The following is an 18,302-nucleotide window of genomic DNA, read 5'->3' as shown; positions in this document are numbered from 1 at the left end:
TTCATTTCACCCGAGGATGTCAAATAAACCGGGTGGAGCGACCGGCGGGAGCGGAACCCAAAAGAAGAGGCAAAAAAGATAAATCTTTTTTTGCCTCTTCTTTCTGGTGCGCGAGGGGGGACTTGAACCCCCACGCCCGTTACGGGCACTAGAACCTGAATCTAGCGAGTCTGCCAATTCCACCACTCGCGCGTGATGATAGCTTAGATATATTAACATTAAGGTCTTTTAATGTCAATACCAAAAGTTGCGTTTGAAAGAGTTTTTATGACAAGCGCGGCGCCGGGAATTTCCGGCGCCGTATCGGTCTTATTGGTAGGCCACCTGCAGCGCGGCCTGAGGTGTGATGATTCGTTTGGCACCCACAAGGGTTTTCGCCCAGTAAGCACTTTCCAAGCTGCTGACGATAACGCCCTGACTCCGCGTTGCCGCGTGGATAAAGTTGTTCCCGCCGATGTAAATGCCGACGTGGGTGATGGCATGGCCGCCGTTTGTGGCGAAAAATACGAGGTCGCCCGGCTGGAGCTCCGCTCTTGACACGGCGGTCCCGTTGTTGTACTGCAGATGCGCCGTTCTGGGCACTATGTACCCAAAATGACTGTAGACATAGTAGACAAGGCCCGAGCAGTCAAATCCGGCTTTGGGAGAAGCGGAGCCATAAACATATCTATAGCCGTCGAACTGCTTTGAAAAATTTGCGACGCTCATACCGGCGGCATATTGCATATCCTCCACGGTCGCGCCGCTGATGAAAGAGGACTGCAGGTCTGATACGACCACGGGAACCGTGCGTTCGCCCGATAACGAGCCTTCCGCGATGACCGAACCCTTGGAAACGACGGGCTGCAGCGTTTGCTGCACCGCATCGGGGGAGACATTTGCCGGCAGCAGGAGCGCTGCCGCGTTCGACTCGATGCGCGCTGCCGTGACGGTGTAGTAAAGGCCTTCCGCCGAGGCTGTCGTCACCAGGAGCGACGCGATGACGGCGGCGGTCACGCTTATAATAACTGATTTCTTCGCAGGCTTCATAAACTATCCTTTTTATTTATATAAGAATGAAGGGAGTTTTGCAGACTGGGGGAAATGACTGGAGCACAGTTGAGGCGGTTCCAAAAACCCGGAATGTAACGAATTGTAACACTTTGCCTTAGTAATGTCAACTATTTGTAATTTATTTAACCAAATATTTAATAATTTGTTACAGATGTACGAATGTTACCATAATTTTTAATGAAAAACGCCAGGAGAAGAGTGTCGTTCTATGAAATAATGCTGAAGTCCGCGGCCGGTGCGATTGATGCCGCCGGGAAAACGCTGTAATAACGCAAAAAGAACGCCGCTAAAGGGCGTTCTTTTAAATATTTAAATATCGGCTATCGGCGGGCTAAAAGCCGTTCCAGACGGGGATGCCGGTATAGAGCTTTGGGGGTTCTTGACCACGTGCGGCGCGGAGGGCGCCGGCAGCCAGCGCTTCCAGCTCGAATTCGCCGGGCATGACGACGACCTCGGCGATCCAGCCGATGTATTCCGTCATTTTATCCGTAAAATATTTGCCGTTGGAGACGCCGCCGGTGAGGATAATGGCGTCGACCTTTCCCTTGAGCGCCACGGCCATGGCGCCGACATATTTGGCGTTTTGATAGATCATGCCGTCATAGATCAGCGCGGCGTATTTGTCGCCGCTTTCGGCCAGGGAGAGCACCTGCCGCGTGTCGGCTGTGCCGAAGTGGTCCATCAGGCCGCCGTTTTTGTTGAGCTTGTCGGTAAGCTCTTTTTTTGTGTAGTCGCCGCTGTAGGCCATGTCGACGATCTTCATATATGCCATATCGCCGGCCCGCGTCGGCGTCATGGGGCCGGAGCCCTTGATGATGTCGTTGGAGTCGATCATGCGGCCTTTTTTGTGGGCCGTGATGGAAATGCCGCCGCCGATGTGGCAGATGATGAGGTTGACGTCCTCGTACTTGAGGCCGCGGGCGGCGCAGAACCGGAGGGCGATCTCCTTCTGGTTGAGGGCGTGGACGTGGCTCTCCCTGTAAACGCCTCTCAGGCCGGTGACGCGGGCGATGTCCTCAAACTCGTCCACGTCGGGGGGATTGACGACGTAGGCCTTTTTGCCGTATCGTTCGGCGAACTGGCGGCAGATCTGAGAGGCCAGCTGCGCCGGGTGCTGGCCCGACATGCCGCGGCTGGCGTGCTCGGCCAAAAGCGCCGTGACCTGGTATGTGCCGCCCACAAGCGGCAAAAGGCCGCCGCCGCGGCCGACGAAGACGTCGACGTCCGCCAGGGGATAGCCCCGGGCCTCCATCGTCCTTTCCACCGTATCGCGCCGGTAATCCAACTGGTCCTGAATCTCCTTAAACGTCTTCAGCTCTTCGGGAGCGTGGCGGATGGTCTCGCTGAATACCTCGTTTTCGTTGTCGAAGAGGGCAATTTTTGTGGAGGTGGAGCCGGGGTTGACCGCCAGTATCCTGATGTTCTTGTTCATTCCGATCAAAGCCCCCCTCTAAAAGCCCGCCGCCGCGCACGCGGCCAGCGCGATGGAATAGTACTTATCCGAGGCCTCGGCGGAACGGGAGGTGAGGATGACGGGCACAGCCGCCCCGAGGACCGTGCCGGCTGTCCGGGCGCCGCCGAAGCCGGTCAGGCACTTGACAAGCATATTGCCGGCGGCGATGTCCGGGACGATCAGAAGGTCGGCGTCACCGGCCACGGGGCTTAAGTACCCCTTGATCCGGGCGGCCTCCGCGCTCGTGGCCAGGTCAAAGGAGATGGGGCCCTCCACAATGCAGCCGGAAAGTTCGCCGCGCTGGTTCATCTCCTTCAGCGCGCCGCCATCCACCGCGTCGGGCATTTTCGGATTGACCTTTTCCACAGAGGAGAGCACGGCGACCTTCGGACTTTCATGGCCGAGAGCGTGCAGAAGCCGGACGGCGTTTTCGATGATGATCCTTTTGAGCGCCAGGTCCGGATAAGTATTGAGGCCGAAATCGCTGACGGCGAAAAGCTTGTGATATTTCGGCGCCTCGTAAAAGCCGATGAGCGAGAGCTTGCCGCCCGCCGGGATGAGGCCGTTTTCCTTGTCGAGAATCGCCTTCATGAACTGGCCGGATTCCAGGATGCCCTTCATGATGGCGCCGGCTTTGCCGGCCTTGATGAGCGCCACGGCCTTTTGGAGAGAATCCTCCGCGCCGTTTGCCGGGACGATATCGAACCCGCCGGGGTCGGCGCCGAAGCGCGCCAGCAGCGCCCTGATGCGCGCCTCGTTGCCGATGAGGGCGGGAACCATGATCCCGTCCTTTGTGGCCTGGATAACGGATTCGAGCGTGTGCTCGTCCTGCGCTTCCACGACGGCGATGACCGTCTTTTTCGCCATCCTTTTTGCTTCGGCGGCCAGGTCCTCGAAACATGTGATTTTCATACATTTTCCTCCGGTCCTTAGAATGCGGCGTCATTTCAATATAACGGCGTTGAACCGTGCCGCCCGGCGACGTCTCTTGCTCTGATCCCGGCGGCTTGTTGAGAACTGCTCATTTCGTTCATAATATATTAACATTTTTAATGAGTCAGTTCAATGGCGCGGCCCGTTATTTTATATCGTTTTGTTCTGACCTCCGCCCCTTTTTCATATGCTTATAAACCGGACATGTCTGTTTGCCGGGCAGATTTGCGGCACGTAAGGAGACGGTTATGGAGTGGCTTAAGGAGCTGAACGAGGCCATCAGCGGCCTGGTGTGGGGGATACCGATGCTGGCGCTCATCGTCGGGGTCGGCGTATATCTGAGCTTCCGCACGCATTTTGTCCAGATATTTCGCTTCCGCTACGCCATGAAAAATACCATCGGCAAGGCCTTTTCAAAGCAAAAGTCCAGCAAGGGCGACGTCACGCCCTTTCAGGCACTCACCACAGCGCTGGCGTCCACCGTGGGTACGGGGAATATCGCGGGCATCACCTCGGCGGTGACCCTGGGCGGCGCCGGCTCGATCTTCTGGCTGTGGGTTTCGGCCGTTATCGGTATGTGCACCAAGTACGCCGAGGTCGTCCTGGCTGTCCGGTTCCGGGAGCGGAACAAGGCGGGGGAGTGGGCCGGCGGGCCCATGTACTACATCAAAAACGGCCTGGGAAAGAACTTCGAGTGGCTGGCGGCAGTTTTTTGCGTATTTGGCGCCGTGGCGGCCTTCGGTGTCGGCAACGCCGTCCAGGTGGGCAATATGACGGGGTCCATAAACAGCGCCGTCCAGGCGTTTATCCCCGGGGCCGGCCAGTATAAAAGCACCATCAACCTGACCGTCGGGATCATCGTGGCGCTGCTGACGGCGCTGACGCTGTTCGGCGGCATTAAGCGGATCGGCCGCGTGACGGAGGTGCTCGTCCCGCTGATGGCGGCGGTGTATATCATCGCGTCCCTCGTCGTCATTGTCGTCAATATTGATTGCCTCGGCGCCGTTTTTGCCAAAATATTCAACGACGCCTTCTCACCGGCCGCCGCCGCGGGCGGCGCGGCGGGTATATCCGTCAGGACGGCCGTCAGCTGGGGGTTCCGGCGGGGCGTGTTTTCAAATGAGGCGGGGCTCGGCTCGGCGCCTATCGCCCACGCCACCACAAGCGAGACGAATCCCGTAAAGCAGGGGATGTTCGGCATCTTCGAGGTCTTTCTGGATACGATCGTTATGTGCACGATCACGGGCCTCACGCTCCTCATGAGCGGGATCGATATAAATTACGGCTCGAACGGGTCCATCGCGCTGAACATCTCGGCGTTTGCCACTGTCTTCGGCGGCAAGGCCGCCGGCGTCATCATCGCCGTCGGCATGTCCATGTTCGCTCTGGCCACCGTTTTGGGCTGGTCGCTGTACGGCGTCCGGTGCGCCGAATATCTTTTCGGCAGCCGGAGCATCCCCGTTTATCAGTTCGTTTACGTGCTTGTCACCGTCGCGGGCGCGACGCTGGACCTGGACTTTATCTGGCAGGTCGCCGACACGCTGAACGGCCTCATGGCCATCCCGAACCTCATCGCCGTCCTCGCCCTCTCCGGTGTCGTGGTGAAGCTCACAAGGGAGCATTTTGACAGGCTCGACAGGCAGGGGAACGATAAAAGCTTATATCGGAGGCGCTAAAAACGCTTTGTATTGCCCTGAAAAGGCCGGGTAAAATTGATTTTTGCCGTGGTATTTCGGAAATTCGGCTTGTATTTTTCAGAAACGGCCCTGTTTGGGCGGATATTTTCGGTGAATTATTACGAAAGTATTAAATTTTGCCGGCCGGAACAGGCGTCAAAGCGCTGCGGCTGCTGGATAATCGGTTTTTGAAAATCTCGTTTTCGCATATGTTTATATATATTTTTTTGCCGGTCCGGAATTTTTGCCGGTCTCTGAGGGACGATTTATTTCAAGGTAAGTATAACACGGGGGACGGGGATTTTGGGTGATACGATGACCGTGTGGCCACCCGCAGGAAGTTTAAGCTGGCGGCTATTGGCGTCCGGTTTATGGACGCGGCGGATACGCTGGATAAGGACAGACGGCGTGCCGAGTCGTCACGCCCTACAACCCCCCGTCCAATTTTATATGGGGCGGGATGAATGATCCCACCGCTCTTGTGGGAGCGGCATAAGCCCTCATCCGGCGCTCCGCGCCACCTTCCCCAGGGGGAAGGTCCTTTATAATTATTGATGTATTCTGGACAAAGGGTTTGTTTCTGTTCAGGGGGCGAATAGATTACGCCTTGAGTCATGCTTGATCGTAATAAAAGGCGGCGGACGATTCAATCGTCCGCCGTCTCAGCTTGTCAAAAAACCTATTTTTTTATATCCTTGCCACGCCTGTTTCGCGGGCTGCCTGGCGGACGGCTTCGGCGACGGCGGGGCCGACGCGGGGGTCGAAGGGCTCGGGGATGATTTTATCCCTGGAGAGCTCGCCCCCCACGAGATCGGCCAGGGCTCTGGCGGCGGCCAGCTTCATGGCGTCGTTGATGTCCGAGGCGCGGACGTCCAGCGCGCCGCGGAAAATGCCGGGGAAGGCCAGCACGTTGTTGATCTGGTTCGGAAAGTCGCTGCGGCCTGTGCCGACGATGGCGGCGCCGGCCGCAAGGGCGTCGTCCGGCATGATCTCGGGCACGGGGTTTGCCATGGGGAAGAGGATGGGGTCCTTGGCCATGGAGCGCACCATGTCCGGCGTTACCGCCCCGGGAGCGGACACGCCGATGAACACGTCGGCGCCCTGGATGACCTCGGCGAGAGTGCCCCTTCTTTTTTCGGGATTGGTGATTTTAGCAATCTCCTCCTTGGCGCCGTTGAGCTTTTTGCGCCCCTTGTAGATGGCGCCCTCCCGGTCGCACAGGACGACGTTTTTGAGTCCCAGCGAGATGAGGAGCTTGATAATGGCGATGCCCGCCGCGCCGGCGCCCGAGGTGACGACGCTGACGTCCTCCAGGCGGCGGCCCGTCAGCTTCAGCGCGTTTAACAGCGCGGCCAGGACGACCACGGCGGTGCCGTGCTGGTCGTCGTGAAAGATGGGGATATCGCATTTTTTCTTGAGCTTGCGCTCGATCTCGAAGCAGCGCGGCGCGGCGATGTCCTCCAGATTGATGCCGCCGAAGCTCCCGGCCAGAAGGGATACGGTTTTGACGATCTCGTCCACGTCCTTGGAGCGGATACAGAGGGGAACGGCGTCCACGCCGCCGAAGGCCTTGAACAGGACGCATTTGCCCTCCATGACGGGCATCCCGGCCTCGGGGCCGATGTCGCCCAGGCCCAGGACGGCCGAGCCGTCGGTGACGACGGCCACCAGGTTGTGCCGCCCGGTGAGCTCGTAGCTCTTATTCAAGTCCTTTTGTATTTCAAGACAGGGCTGCGCCACGCCCGGCGTATACGCCAAGGAGAGCGCCTCCCTGTCTTTAACCTCCATTTTCGGTGCATAATCGATTTTGCCGGCCCATGCGTAATGCAGACGGAGCGACTCTGCGGCGTAGTCCATGAATTTTCCTCCAATGAATTAAATTGCTGAATTATTTTATAACATTGAAGGCATATTTACAATATATAATGTATAATGGCAGCTTCGCTGCCGCCGCGCTCTGAAAGGAAAGCATCCGGGCGGAGGCGCCCGGATGCGCAGTCACTTGCTGAAGAACGTTTTTTCCTCGGCGAACTGGACACCGGTGTAGTACCAGGTCAGGATATCCCTGTAGCTTTTGCCCTCGGCGGCGAATGTGTTGGCCCCGTACTGGCTCATGCCCACGCCGTGGCCGTAGCCGGTCGTAGTAAACGTCACGTTTTGGTCGTCCACGGAAATGGACGCGGCGGTGGAGCGCAGGCCGAACATAGCCCGCAGCGACGTTCCGCTGACCGTCACGCCGCCGAGCTTTAACGTGCTCAGGCGCCCGCTGGGCGATTGGGTGATGTCCGTCACCCATTGGCTTTCGTCCTTTGGAAATACGGCCTTCGGGTAATAGTTCAGGACGGTGGATTTGAAGTCCGACAGCGATACGACGACGGTGGACACGTAATTGGGCACGTTGGACGAGGACTCGGGGCTTTTGACACTGGTCAGGTACGGCAGGCTGCTTTGCCAGACCTCGCCGCTGTTTGCCGTCTGGCCGGCGGAGGAGGAGTGGAAGACGGCCTGAATGGGCTCGCCGGCATATACAAGGCACTCGCCGTCCGTAGCCTGGACGGCCGCCGCGATCTTTTTGATGTAAGCGTCATAGTCTGCGCCCCATTTGGCGCGGAGCTCGTCGTCGGTCTTGTAAGCCTGGCAGTCGGCGGGGTCGGAGCAGACGTCGGCGTCGGGATGGGTGGGCGATTTGTACTCGAGGATGTGGTACAGCGTCTCTGTCCGCGCGGCGACCGCCTGCGCCTTCAGCGCCTCATCGCCGAACGTGGCGGGCATTTCGGCGGCCACGACGCCCACAAGATACTGGGACATCGGCAGCGTCGTCACGGTCCCGGCATTTAAAAGGCGCACCGGAACGTCGTCGTCCTGATACACGTATTCGGCGTCCGGAGAAGCGCCGTCCGGCGGGCCGGCGGAGGGAGAAGGCGCCGATGTGGCGCCGGGGGAGGGCGCTTCACCGATCGGGTTCCCGGCGGCCACGATGACCGAAAAAGCCAGCGCGAACACCGAAAGCACAAGCGCGACGAGTATGACTTTTTTCATGGTATCCCTCCAAGGAGCGTTGACGGAACGGCTGTTCTGATGTACAATAGCTCAGCGGATTATCCTGGAATTTAACGCTCCCGCCTTTATTGAGGCTTGTCTTCTATGTCATAAATAATTCTATTGGAACAGGACGATAAATATGCGTAAGAGTGCTGTCGTTATTCCGGTTTTTGCCCTGATCGCCGGGGTGATCGGATTTTTGCTCAGGCGGACAGAAGTCAACACCGCCTTTGACCTGACAACCGGCTTTGCGGTCAGAGGCGCCGCCGTCACGACGATTCTCATCGTCGTCTCCATTGCCGTGACCGTGCTGGCGGTCGCCGCCGGAATTCTGATATCGGCCCGGCTGAAGGCGGAAAACGACTACGCCGGCGCTTTCGCGCACGGAGGGTTTTCATATTTCGCGGTTTCATTTGCCCTGGGGATCGTCTGGATCGCCGCCAACGTCCTGTATTTTTTCAACGTCTACGCCATGGACGCCCTGTCGATTCTCGACCTCATCTTTGTTTTCCTGGGCGTCGTCGCGGCGATATCGCTGATGTTTCTGGCGCGGGGGGCGTACAAAGGGCGCGGCGGGGGAGAGCTGGCCCTGTTTTCCGTGGTGCCGTCCATTTTTTTCTGCTTCTGGCTGATTCTCCTGTATAAAAACAACGCGGCGAACCCGGTGGTTCTCCGTTTCAGCTACCAATGCCTGGCCATCGCCGGCGCCGCGCTTAGCTATTATTTCAGTGCGGGCTTCGTTTTCCGGAAAGCGGTGACGGGCAGGATGGTGTTCAGCTATCTGGTGACGATTTTCTTCTGCGCCGTCGTTTTGGCCGACGCCGTATCCCTGCCGGTCAAGATCATCTTTGCCCTCACGCTGGTCAACGCCTTTGTGAACGCCGTCGTCTTTCTCAGAAACCTCCGGAGCAAGACCGAGGAAGAAGAAGCCCACCCGCCCGCCCAGTAGAGGTATGGGGCTGCGCCCCATGCCCCGCTTAGGGGCTCCGCCCCTGTGACCCCGTTTCGGGGCTGCGCCCCGTACCCCGCTCCACGGGATAAACGGGCTCCATTCTGTCCTTTGCCGCATCATTCCGGCGCGGACTGGAATGACAAACGCGGCGCTTTCCGTAGGGGCGGACCTTGTGTCCGCCCTGTAACGTTTCCACATTGCGCATCGGGGAGGGCAGACACAAGGTCTGCCCCTACGGGATTATATCTCCGTTCGTCCCCGTCAGGGCTCGTCACGCAGGAGGACATGCGCCTCCGGAGTGACTCTTCTCATGCGGCGCGCGGCTGAGCGGGCTGTATGCAGCCCTTTGTCGGCTAAAGCCCTTTGGGCTTAGCGACAGTCTAAAGGCCGTTTCTCTGTAGTGGAAACGGCCTTTTTCGGCAGGTAATCAAGCTCCGTGGGACAAATTCATTTTCGTGTCCGGCGGCATAAGATGGAAAGCACAGAACTGTGCAAATAGCCATATGGCGGAAATGGAGGGGCATAGGGTTGTCGACCGAAATATGGGTAGCACTGTTTGCTCTTGCCGGTACGCTGACGGGCTCATTTACCGGGATTCTGGTGGCAAACAAGCTGGTTAACTACCGGCTCGAACAACTTGAGAAGAAAGTAGAAAAGCATAACAACCTTGTCGAACGAATCGCTATGGCAGAAAACGATATAAAGATCATCAATCATAAACTCGACGACCTTGAAAAGTTGATCGAATAAGCTGTACGGAGAGGGGAGGCCCTCTCCTTTTTTTGTGGTACAATCAAAAAACACAGGACTGTCAGCCCTGTGTTTCATATGCAAAAACGCGTGCGCCTCATAGGGGCGATTCACGAATCGCCCGCCGCCGGGGGTGCTGTACCGTGTCTAAACGATCACGCTGTTGTCGTCGTCATCGCCGCCCTGCAGCATTTGGAGCTGCAGCTGGTAGACAGACGCCATGAGCGCGTTGGTGATATCCTTCGGGTCGGAGCCGTTGATGGCGCTCAAAAGGCCCGTCATGTCGCCGCTGCCGAAGCCGCCGGACAGGAGCGTGCCCTCCAGAATGGCGCCGAGGTTGTCATTGCCGGCCAGGCCGGACAGCTGTGACAGCGCCGGGCTGGCGGACGTCACGGGGACGGTGCCGGCGGTAATGTCCTGGCCCAGATAGCCCATCACGCGGCGGACATAGCTCTGGGTCTCATTATACGGCGGGACGCCGCCGTATTTGCTGACGGCGCCGGGGCCCGCGTTGTAAGCGGCGACGGCCAGGGTCGTATCCCCGCCGAAGCGGCTTAAAAGCTGACTTAAGTATTTTGCCCCGCCCATGATGTTCTGCGCCGGGTCATAGGCGTCGGTCACGCCGAGACCGGTGGCGGTACCCGGCATGAGCTGCATGATGCCCATGGCGCCCGCCGGCGATGTCGCCTTGGGATTGAAGCCCGATTCCGCCTTGGCCACGGCCTTCAGCAGATTGACGGGTACGCCGTATTTCTCGCTGGCCGAGTTAAACAGCGCGTCCAGGTCGACGCCGTATTTTTCGGAGCTTTTCTGCAGGATGCCGGAAAAATCGGCAGATACCCCGGCTCCGGTGCTTTTGACGGACGGGACGCCGCCATTTTGGCCGAGGCCCGATATATTGAGGGACATGCTCACACCTCACTCCCTGTATGTGACGGGCGGGATTACAGCGGCAGGGGATTCAGCCGCCGTCTCCTGACCTCTTTCTGATGCGCAAATTCTTTTTTGATGCGGTCGTGTACCTCGATATAACGCCCCACGACCTCTTCCGGCGACATGCCGGTCAGTTCCTGCTTCTGCAGATAGAGGATCGTCAGAGCCTCGTATTTGTTGAGCGGTTCGTTTTCGCCCGGGGTGGTATCGTTCTTCACAGCATCGCTCACGGATCAGCACCGCCTTTCATTAATATTATATATATTATCACGCCTTTGGCGGACAAGCAAGCAAAAGTCTTGCGGGGGAAAGTCAGGATAACATTGGCTATGGTGAGAAACGGATAAAAAAACAGAGATTTGTAGATGTATTATATAAAATGGACTGTATTTATCCGCCGGATCGGGCACCATTCTACACATCGCACATAGACACCTCATATGCGGCGTGCTATAATACCTCAAAGTGTTAGATATTAATAGGATTAGCAAATGAAACACGCAATTTCGGAAAGGGTGGTGATCACATGGATTACGGTGAACTGGCAACGGAAATGCTGAAAAAGACGGGGGCGATGATGAAATCCAGCTTCTGGCCAAAAAAGGCGAGCGCGTTTATGCACGGTGAGATGTTTATTCTGAATTTTCTGGGTTACAGGGATAGGGATACGCTCCCGAGCGAGCTTTCGGCGGCCATGAGCACCAGCTCGGCCAGAGTGGCGATGGCGCTGAAAAGCCTCGAAGCGAAAGGCTTTATTGAACGGCGTGTCGACAAGGGAGACCGGCGCAGGATTCTTGTCACGATCACCGAGCTCGGCCGGGAGCTTGTTGAAAGCGAGCGGAAGGAAATGCACGACAAGATGGTCAAAATTCTGACCGAGCTCGGCGAGGAGGACGCCCGGGAATATATCCGGATCGTCGGACGTATTACCGAGATATCCGGGAAGGTTTTTAATACATGCTGCTGAGTCCTTTTATCTCATATATAATTTTCGCAGTTAGGAGCATATAGCATGATCAAAATTCTGAAACACTTGAAACTTACGGAATGGCTGCTGATTCTGGTCTGTGTCGGTTTTCTGTTCGCCCAGACGTGGCTGGACCTGAAGCTGCCGGACTACATGACAGACATCACCCGGTACGTGGAGACGCCGGACAGCACGATGTCGCAAATCTGGGAGACGGGCGGCAAGATGCTGCTGTGTACGCTGGGCAGCGCGGTCACGTCGGTGATCGTGGGCTACTTCGCGGCCAGGATCGCGGCGGGCTTCTCAAAGCGCCTGCGCTCAAAGCTGTTCCACAGGGTCGAGGACTTCTCCATGGAGGAGATCAACGGGTTTTCGACGGCGAGCCTGATTACCCGGTCCACAAACGACATCACGCAAATCCAGATGTTTATCGCCATGGGCCTGCAGATCATTATCAAAGCGCCGATTCTGGCCGTGTGGGCGGTGGCTAAAATATCCACCAAGAGCTGGGAGTGGACGGCGCTCACCGGAGGCGCTGTGGCGGTCCTCCTTGTCATGATTGCCGCCATTATGATCTACGCGCTGCCGAAGTTCAGGAAAATCCAGTGGCTGACCGACAACCTGAACCGCGTGACCCGCGAGAACCTGACGGGTATCCGCGTCGTCCGGGCATACAACGCCGAAAAATACGAGCAGGCGAAGTTTGAGGTCGCCAACAGTGACATCACCAACAACATGCTGTCCGTCACGCGCGCCATGACCGTGTTTAATCCCGGCATGACCCTTGTTATGAGCGGCATAACGCTCGGCATTTACTGGATCGGCGCCTATCTCATCGACGCTGCGGCGGGCATGGATAAGATCGCGACCTTTTCAAACATGGTGGCGTTTTCCGGTTACGCCATGCAGGTCATTATGGCGTTTATGATGCTGACGATAACGTTTATCATGGCGCCGCGTGTCCAGGTTTCGGCAAAGCGTATCAACGAGGTGCTCGATACAAAGCCGCGGATTCTGGACGGCAAGAGTACCCAGTCCCCGGCGGACGTTGCCGGCGAGATCGAGTTCAGAAATGTCAGCTTCAAATACCCCGACGCCGAGGAGTACGTCTTGCATGATATCAGCTTCAAGGCGCGCAAGGGAGAGACCGTCGCCTTCATCGGCTCCACCGGCAGCGGCAAATCCACGCTGATCAACCTTGTGCCGCGGTTTTACGACGTCAGCGAGGGCCAGGTCCTGATCGACGACGTCGACGTCCGCGAGTACACGCAGGAGGCGCTGCACAACAAGATCGGCTATGTGCCGCAGCGGGCCGTGCTCTTTACCGGCACGGTCAGCTCCAACATCGACTTCGGCGACAACGGCCAAGAGCTTGTCATAGAGGGAAAAAGCGCCGGAGAGGTGACGGAAGAGGACAGGAAAGCGGCCAGGGAGGCTGAAATCAGGCGCGCCGTCGAGATCGCCCAGGGGGCCGAGTTCGTCGAGCAGATGGAAGATAAGTACGAAGCGCATATCTCCCAGGGCGGCACCAATGTCTCCGGCGGGCAGAAGCAGCGCCTGGCCATCGCGCGGGCCATCTACAGAAAGCCTGAAATATATATCTTTGACGATTCCTTCTCCGCGCTGGATTACAAGACGGACAGGATACTGCGCTCCGCGCTGCGGAAGGAGACGTCCGGTGTCACCAGCCTGATCGTCGCGCAGCGCATCGGTACGATCAGGGACGCCGACCGCATCATCGTTTTGGATGAAGGAAATATGGTCGGCATGGGCACGCATGACGAGCTGATGAAAAACTGCGAGGTTTACCAGCAGATCGCCTACTCGCAGCTGTCAAAGGAGGAACTCGGAGCATGAGCAAAAACGAATACGAAATTGGCCAGATGAAGGATCAGCAGCGGCGCCCGGCCGGAGGTCCCGGCCCAGGCGGCATGCGCATGGGCGGCGAAAAGCCGAAGAATTTTAAAAAGTCAATCGGAAAGCTGCTGGCGTACAGCAAAAAATACTGGCTTGTCATGATTATCGCCTTTATCTGCGCCATTGGGGGCGCTATTACCTCGCTGTTGGGCCCTGACAAGCTGAGCGACATCACCGATACTATCATCAGCGGCATGCAAAGCTCCGTCATGACCGGCGGACACATCGACCTTGACAAGATTGCCTCAATCTGCCGCTACTTGGTCATCCTGTATGTCATCGGCGCCGTACTTCTTTTCATCCAGGGCTGGATCATGGCCACGGTCACCCAGCGTCTGACGAACGGCCTGCGCCGCGGCATCTCGGAAAAAATCAACAGGCTCCCGCTGCGGTATTTTGACAATACGACCATCGGCAATACCTTGAGCCGCGTCACAAACGATATCGATACCCTGGGCCAATCTTTAAACCAGAGCCTGGGGCAACTGGTCACATCCATCGCCATGTTCCTGGGCGCGATTGTGATGATGTTCGCCACCAACGCCATCATGGCGCTGACGGCTATCGGCTCAACGCTGATCGGCTTTGTCTTCATGAGCGTCATCCTGAAGTCGTCACAGAAATACTTTACGCGCAATCAGAGATACCTTGGCGAAATCAACGGCCACATCGAGGAAATCTACGCCGGCCACAACATCGTCAAGGCGTATAACGGCGAAAAGGAAGCCCGGCGGGTATTTGACGATATCAACGAGAAGCTCTATGATTCCAACTGGAAGTCCCAGTTCTTTTCGGGCTTGATGATGCCGCTGATGAACTTTATCGGCAACTTCGGCTATGTGGCCGTCTGCGTCGTCGGCGCCGTCCTTACGAAAAACGGTACCATCGACTTTGGCGTCATCGTCGCGTTTCTGATCTACATCCGCCTCTTCACGCAGCCGCTGGCCCAGGTGGCCCAGGCGGCAACGACGCTGCAGTCCACAGCCGCCGCCTCCGAGCGCGTTTTCGAGTTCCTGGAGGAAAAAGAGCTGGAGGACGAATCGGAGAAGACCGAGCAGCCGGCGGATATGCGCGGCGACGTCACCTTCAGCCATGTCCACTTCGGGTATACGCCGGATAAGACGATCATCAAGGACTTCTCGGCGGATATCAAGGCCGGGCAGAAGGTCGCCATCGTCGGGCCCACGGGCGCCGGCAAGACGACGATCGTCAATCTGCTGATGCGCTTTTACGAGGTGGACAGCGGTGAGATACTGGTGGACGGCGTCCCGACCAGCAGGCTCCGGCGGGAAAACGTGCACGACCTGTTCTGCATGGTCCTGCAGGACACCTGGCTGTTTGAGGGCACCATCAAGGAAAATATCGTTTACAGCAAGCAGGGTGTTACGGACGAGGAAGTCAAAAACGCCTGCAAGGCCGTCGGGCTGCACCACTTTATCAAGACGCTGCCCCATGGCTACGATACGGTGCTCAACGACAACGCCAACCTGTCCGCCGGGCAGAAGCAGCTGCTTACCATCGCCCGCGCCATGATTCAAAACTCGCCCCTCCTCATCCTGGATGAGGCCACCAGCTCCGTGGATACGCGCACCGAGCTTCTCGTACAGAAGGCAATGGATGAGCTCATGAAGAGCAGGACGTCCTTCGTCATCGCCCACCGGCTGTCAACCATCAAGAACGCGGACATGATCCTTGTCATGCGCGACGGCGACATCGTCGAGAGCGGCAACCACGAGCAGCTCCTGGCCAAGGGCGGCTTCTACGCCGACCTCTACAACAGCCAATTCGAGCAGGCATCCTAAAATCCCGCCCCCTATGACCCTCGGGTGGGGCTGCGCCCCAAACCCCCGTCGGGGGTTCCCCGGACCCCGTTGGGGCTCCCCATACCCTGGGGGCTCTGTCGGTGCAGCCGACTGAGGATTTCCGGCGCCGGGTGCATATCATTAGACCCGCTGTACTGCAGAGTACGGCGGGTCTGTTTTTTTGCAAGGACTGCCGACGAGGGCTGTGTGATAAAGTCACTGTGAATTGCCCTTAATCATTTACAATTAAAACATTGTTAAAACTCAGACAAGGAGGGGTTCTCTCATGGGGAAAAAGGTACTGATCGTCGGCGGCGTCGCGGGCGGGGCGAGCTGTGCGGCCAGGCTGCGGCGGTTGGACGAGAGCGCGCAGATCATCGTTTTTGAGCGGGGGGATTACATCTCTTACGCCAACTGCGGCCTGCCGTATCATGTGGGCGATGTGATCAAGCAGAGGAGCGCGCTGATCCTGCAGACGCCGGAGGCCATGGGCGCCAAATACAATACGGACGTCAGGGTGCGCCAGGAGGTCACCGGCATCGACAGGGCGGCCAAAACCATCACCGTGAAAAAGCTCGACACCGGCGAGACATACGACGAGAGCTACGACACGCTGGTTTTATCCACCGGCTCGTCTCCGGTGCGGCCGCCGATTCCCGGCATCGATTCAAAGCGTATCATGACGCTCTGGACGGTGCCGGATACCGACCGCATCCGGGCGTACATCGGAGAGCATGGCGTTAAAAGCGCCGTGGTTGTCGGCGGCGGGTTCATCGGGCTGGAGATGGCGGAGAACCTGCGCCACGCGGGGCTTGAGGTCTCCGTGGTCGAAATGCTCGAGCAGGTCATGGCGCCGCTGGACTTCGAGATGGCGCAGCTCGTCCACGAGCACCTGGCCCGAAAGGGCGTCGACCTGCGGCTCTCGGACGGCGTGGCGTCCTTTGAGGAGACGGACGGGGGCGTGACCGTGGCGCTGAAAAGCGGCAGGAAGCTTACGGCCGGACTCGTGATCCTCTCCATCGGCGTGCGGCCCAACAGCGAGCTTGCCAAGGCTGCCGGCCTTGAGGTGAACGCCCGGGGCGGCATTGTTGTAAATGCCGGGCTGCGGACGTCCGACCCGGATATCTACGCCGTCGGCGACGTCATCGAGGTCGAGGACTTCGTCGATAAGGGCCGCGCGATGGTCCCGCTGGCCGGACCCGCCAACAAGCAGGGGCGCATCGCGGCGGACAACATCGCCGGGGGCCATGAGACCTACGACGGCACGCAGGGCACGTCCGTGGCGAAGATTTTCGACATGACGGCGGCCGCGACGGGCCAAAGCGAGAAAACACTTGTCAAAAAGGGCCTCGTGAAAGGCAGGGATTACGAGACGCTTATCATCACCCAGAACTCCCACGCGTCCTATTATCCCGGCGCTGTGCCCATGAACATCAAGCTGATTTTTTCCAAAGACGGCAGGCGGATTTACGGCGCGCAGATCGTCGGCGCAGACGGCGTTGACAAGCGCATCGACACGATTGCCGCCGTCATTCGCCTCGGCGGCGCCGTCCGGGACCTGAAAACGCTGGAGCTGGCGTACGCGCCTCCATACTCGTCGGCCAAGGACCCGGTCAACATGGCGGGTTTTGTGGCGGAAAACATTCTGACGGGGAAGGTTGCCTTCGCGCCCTGGGACGCGGACCTGACGGACGGCAGCGTCGTGGCGTTGGACGTGCGGGAGGCCGCCGAGGTGGAGGCGTACGCGCTGCCGGCCTATAAGCACATTCCGCTGGGACAGCTCCGCAAAAGGCTTTCAGAGCTCGACAGGGACAGTGCTGTCGTCACCTTCTGCGCCATTGGCGTCCGCTCCTACAACGCGGCGCGTATCCTGATGGAAAACGGCTTTAAAAACGTCCGCGTCTACCCGGGCGGCACGCGGTTTTATCAGTCCATGCATTATAAGGAAAGCGAGGTGATCCCGATGACGAACGCCGAAACCGTGGCTGACAGCGGCGATACCGCGAAACCGGCGCCGGGCGCGAGCATGCGCCTGGACTGCAGCGGCATGCAGTGCCCGGGGCCGATCATGAAGGTCTTTGAGGCGATGAAGGCGCTAAAGGACGGCGAGTCGCTGGAGGTTGCGGCCTCCGACCCGGGCTTTGCCCGGGACATCGGGGCATGGGCGCGCCGGACCGGAAATACGCTCGTTTCAAACGAGAAGCGCGGGAGCGACTATGTGGCGCTTGTCCGGAAGGGCGGCGCAGCCTCGGCGCCTGTGCAGGCCAGCGGCGCCGAGGGCAAGACGATCATTGTTTTCTCCGGCGATCTCGACAAGGTCCTGGCGTCGTTCATTATCGCCAACGGCGCGGCGGCCATGGGCCGGCCTGTTACCATGTTCTTTACCTTCTGGGGGCTGAACGTGCTCCGCAGGACGAACAAGGTCAGGGTTGACAAGACATTTGTGGAGTCCATGTTCGGCGGCATGATGCCGCGCGGCGCGTCAAAGCTCAAGCTCTCCAAGATGCATATGCTGGGCATGGGTACGGCCATGATGAAAGGCATCATGAAAAAGAAAAACGTCTCGTCGCTGGAGGAGCTCATTAAAAAGGCGCAGCAGAACGGCGTTAAAATCGTTGCCTGCACCATGAGCATGGACGTGATGGGGATCAAAAAGGAAGAACTGATCGACGGCATCGACTACGCCGGCGTGGGCACGTACCTCGCCGACGCGGAGGAGTCCAACGTCAACCTGTTTATCTGATACGGATGCCGGAATAAGCTGCAATAACAGGGAGCCGCCTTCTTTGAGAAGGCGGCTCCCTGTTATGAGCGGATATTATGT

14 protein-coding genes and 1 tRNA gene are annotated in these 18,302 nt (G+C 58.1%); 7 read left to right on the top strand and 8 right to left on the bottom strand.

Features of this window, described 5'->3' with window-relative positions; translation table 11 throughout:
• Nucleotides 1–104: 104 nt before the first annotated feature.
• From BUB60_RS01990 to BUB60_RS01975, 4 genes are all read right to left on the bottom strand, one after another.
• Nucleotides 105–192 (bottom strand) — tRNA-Leu (locus tag BUB60_RS01990).
• Between the two features lie 117 nt (nt 193–309).
• Complete coding sequence (locus BUB60_RS20525; protein ID WP_073075950.1) at nt 310–1,029, bottom strand: C40 family peptidase; 720 nt, start codon at nt 1,027–1,029, stop codon at nt 310–312.
• 355 nt (nt 1,030–1,384) lie between these two features.
• Nucleotides 1,385–2,485 (bottom strand): butyrate kinase, encoded by a 1,101-nt coding sequence (buk, locus tag BUB60_RS01980; protein WP_073075949.1) that lies wholly within the window; start codon nt 2,483–2,485, stop codon nt 1,385–1,387.
• Between the two features lie 18 nt (nt 2,486–2,503).
• Nucleotides 2,504–3,418, bottom strand: coding sequence for a bifunctional enoyl-CoA hydratase/phosphate acetyltransferase (locus tag BUB60_RS01975; protein WP_073075948.1), 915 nt, complete (start codon nt 3,416–3,418; stop codon nt 2,504–2,506).
• 269 nt (nt 3,419–3,687) lie between these two features.
• On the opposite strand from BUB60_RS01975, the gene BUB60_RS01970 reads away from it, so the two are divergent.
• Nucleotides 3,688–5,115 carry an alanine/glycine:cation symporter family protein gene (locus BUB60_RS01970; RefSeq protein ID WP_073075947.1) on the top strand — a complete coding sequence of 476 codons (1,428 nt, stop codon included), beginning with the start codon at nt 3,688–3,690 and terminating at the stop codon, nt 5,113–5,115.
• Nucleotides 5,116–5,802: 687 nt separating this feature from the next.
• Here BUB60_RS01970 and BUB60_RS01965 read toward each other — a convergent pair.
• Nucleotides 5,803–6,972, bottom strand: coding sequence for an NAD(P)-dependent malic enzyme (locus tag BUB60_RS01965; protein ID WP_073075946.1), 1,170 nt, complete (start codon nt 6,970–6,972; stop codon nt 5,803–5,805).
• A 141-nt stretch (nt 6,973–7,113) separates the two neighbouring features.
• Entirely contained in the window at nt 7,114–8,154 is a 1,041-nt protein-coding gene (gene spoIID, locus BUB60_RS01960) for a stage II sporulation protein D (RefSeq protein ID WP_073075945.1), read from the bottom strand.
• 142 nt (nt 8,155–8,296) lie between these two features.
• Between spoIID and BUB60_RS01955 the strand changes: the two genes are divergently transcribed.
• Both BUB60_RS01955 and BUB60_RS01950 read left to right on the top strand, forming a co-directional pair.
• Nucleotides 8,297–9,106, top strand: coding sequence for a hypothetical protein (locus BUB60_RS01955; protein WP_073075944.1), 810 nt, complete (start codon nt 8,297–8,299; stop codon nt 9,104–9,106).
• A 531-nt stretch (nt 9,107–9,637) separates the two neighbouring features.
• Nucleotides 9,638–9,859: a hypothetical protein gene (locus tag BUB60_RS01950; protein ID WP_084726167.1), complete on the top strand. Its 222-nt coding sequence runs from the start codon at nt 9,638–9,640 to the stop codon at nt 9,857–9,859.
• A 147-nt stretch (nt 9,860–10,006) separates the two neighbouring features.
• Here the strand turns inward: BUB60_RS01950 and BUB60_RS01945 are convergent, their stop codons facing one another.
• Both BUB60_RS01945 and BUB60_RS01940 read right to left on the bottom strand, forming a co-directional pair.
• Nucleotides 10,007–10,768: a lytic transglycosylase domain-containing protein gene (locus BUB60_RS01945; RefSeq protein WP_073075943.1), complete on the bottom strand. Its 762-nt coding sequence runs from the start codon at nt 10,766–10,768 to the stop codon at nt 10,007–10,009.
• 35 nt (nt 10,769–10,803) lie between these two features.
• Nucleotides 10,804–11,022, bottom strand: a complete 219-nt coding sequence (locus BUB60_RS01940; protein WP_242941124.1) for a hypothetical protein — start codon at nt 11,020–11,022, stop codon at nt 10,804–10,806.
• A 296-nt stretch (nt 11,023–11,318) separates the two neighbouring features.
• Here BUB60_RS01940 and BUB60_RS01935 point away from each other — a divergent pair, with 296 nt between their 5' ends.
• From BUB60_RS01935 to BUB60_RS01920, 4 genes are all read left to right on the top strand, one after another.
• Nucleotides 11,319–11,759, top strand: coding sequence for a MarR family winged helix-turn-helix transcriptional regulator (locus BUB60_RS01935; protein WP_073075942.1), 441 nt, complete (start codon nt 11,319–11,321; stop codon nt 11,757–11,759).
• A gap of 45 nt (nt 11,760–11,804) precedes the next feature.
• The gene (locus BUB60_RS01930; protein ID WP_073075941.1) at nt 11,805–13,616 is read left to right on the top strand and encodes an ABC transporter ATP-binding protein; all 1,812 of its coding nucleotides are present in this window, start codon (nt 11,805–11,807) and stop codon (nt 13,614–13,616) included.
• On the top strand, nt 13,613–15,478 hold the full coding sequence (locus BUB60_RS01925) for an ABC transporter ATP-binding protein (RefSeq protein WP_073075940.1): 1,866 nt from the start codon (nt 13,613–13,615) through the stop codon (nt 15,476–15,478). Before BUB60_RS01930 ends, BUB60_RS01925 begins: the two co-directional genes overlap by 4 nt.
• A 286-nt stretch (nt 15,479–15,764) precedes the next feature.
• On the top strand, nt 15,765–18,221 hold the full coding sequence (locus BUB60_RS01920) for a DsrE/DsrF/DrsH-like family protein (protein ID WP_073075939.1): 2,457 nt from the start codon (nt 15,765–15,767) through the stop codon (nt 18,219–18,221).
• Nucleotides 18,222–18,302: the final 81 nt, after the last annotated feature.

It is taken from the genome of Sporobacter termitidis DSM 10068 (genome assembly GCF_900130065.1).
Classification (GTDB): Bacteria; Bacillota; Clostridia; order Oscillospirales; family Oscillospiraceae; genus Sporobacter; species Sporobacter termitidis.
Note: the sequence above shows the minus strand (reverse complement) of the source record. Positions and strands in the feature narration are given on the sequence as shown.

Excerpts from the sequence above, each read along its gene's own strand:
- BUB60_RS20525 (WP_073075950.1), bottom strand. The coding sequence starts at position 1,029 with ATGAAGCCTGCGAAGAAATCAGTTATTATAAGCGTGACCGCCGCCGTC.
- buk (WP_073075949.1), bottom strand. The coding sequence starts at position 2,485 with ATGAACAAGAACATCAGGATACTGGCGGTCAACCCCGGCTCCACCTCC.
- BUB60_RS01975 (WP_073075948.1), bottom strand. The coding sequence starts at position 3,418 with ATGAAAATCACATGTTTCGAGGACCTGGCCGCCGAAGCAAAAAGGATG.
- BUB60_RS01970 (WP_073075947.1), top strand. The coding sequence starts at position 3,688 with ATGGAGTGGCTTAAGGAGCTGAACGAGGCCATCAGCGGCCTGGTGTGG.
- BUB60_RS01965 (WP_073075946.1), bottom strand. The coding sequence starts at position 6,972 with ATGGACTACGCCGCAGAGTCGCTCCGTCTGCATTACGCATGGGCCGGC.
- spoIID (WP_073075945.1), bottom strand. The coding sequence starts at position 8,154 with ATGAAAAAAGTCATACTCGTCGCGCTTGTGCTTTCGGTGTTCGCGCTG.
- BUB60_RS01955 (WP_073075944.1), top strand. The coding sequence starts at position 8,297 with ATGCGTAAGAGTGCTGTCGTTATTCCGGTTTTTGCCCTGATCGCCGGG.
- BUB60_RS01945 (WP_073075943.1), bottom strand. The coding sequence starts at position 10,768 with ATGTCCCTCAATATATCGGGCCTCGGCCAAAATGGCGGCGTCCCGTCC.
- BUB60_RS01935 (WP_073075942.1), top strand. The coding sequence starts at position 11,319 with ATGGATTACGGTGAACTGGCAACGGAAATGCTGAAAAAGACGGGGGCG.
- BUB60_RS01930 (WP_073075941.1), top strand. The coding sequence starts at position 11,805 with ATGATCAAAATTCTGAAACACTTGAAACTTACGGAATGGCTGCTGATT.
- BUB60_RS01925 (WP_073075940.1), top strand. The coding sequence starts at position 13,613 with ATGAGCAAAAACGAATACGAAATTGGCCAGATGAAGGATCAGCAGCGG.
- BUB60_RS01920 (WP_073075939.1), top strand. The coding sequence starts at position 15,765 with ATGGGGAAAAAGGTACTGATCGTCGGCGGCGTCGCGGGCGGGGCGAGC.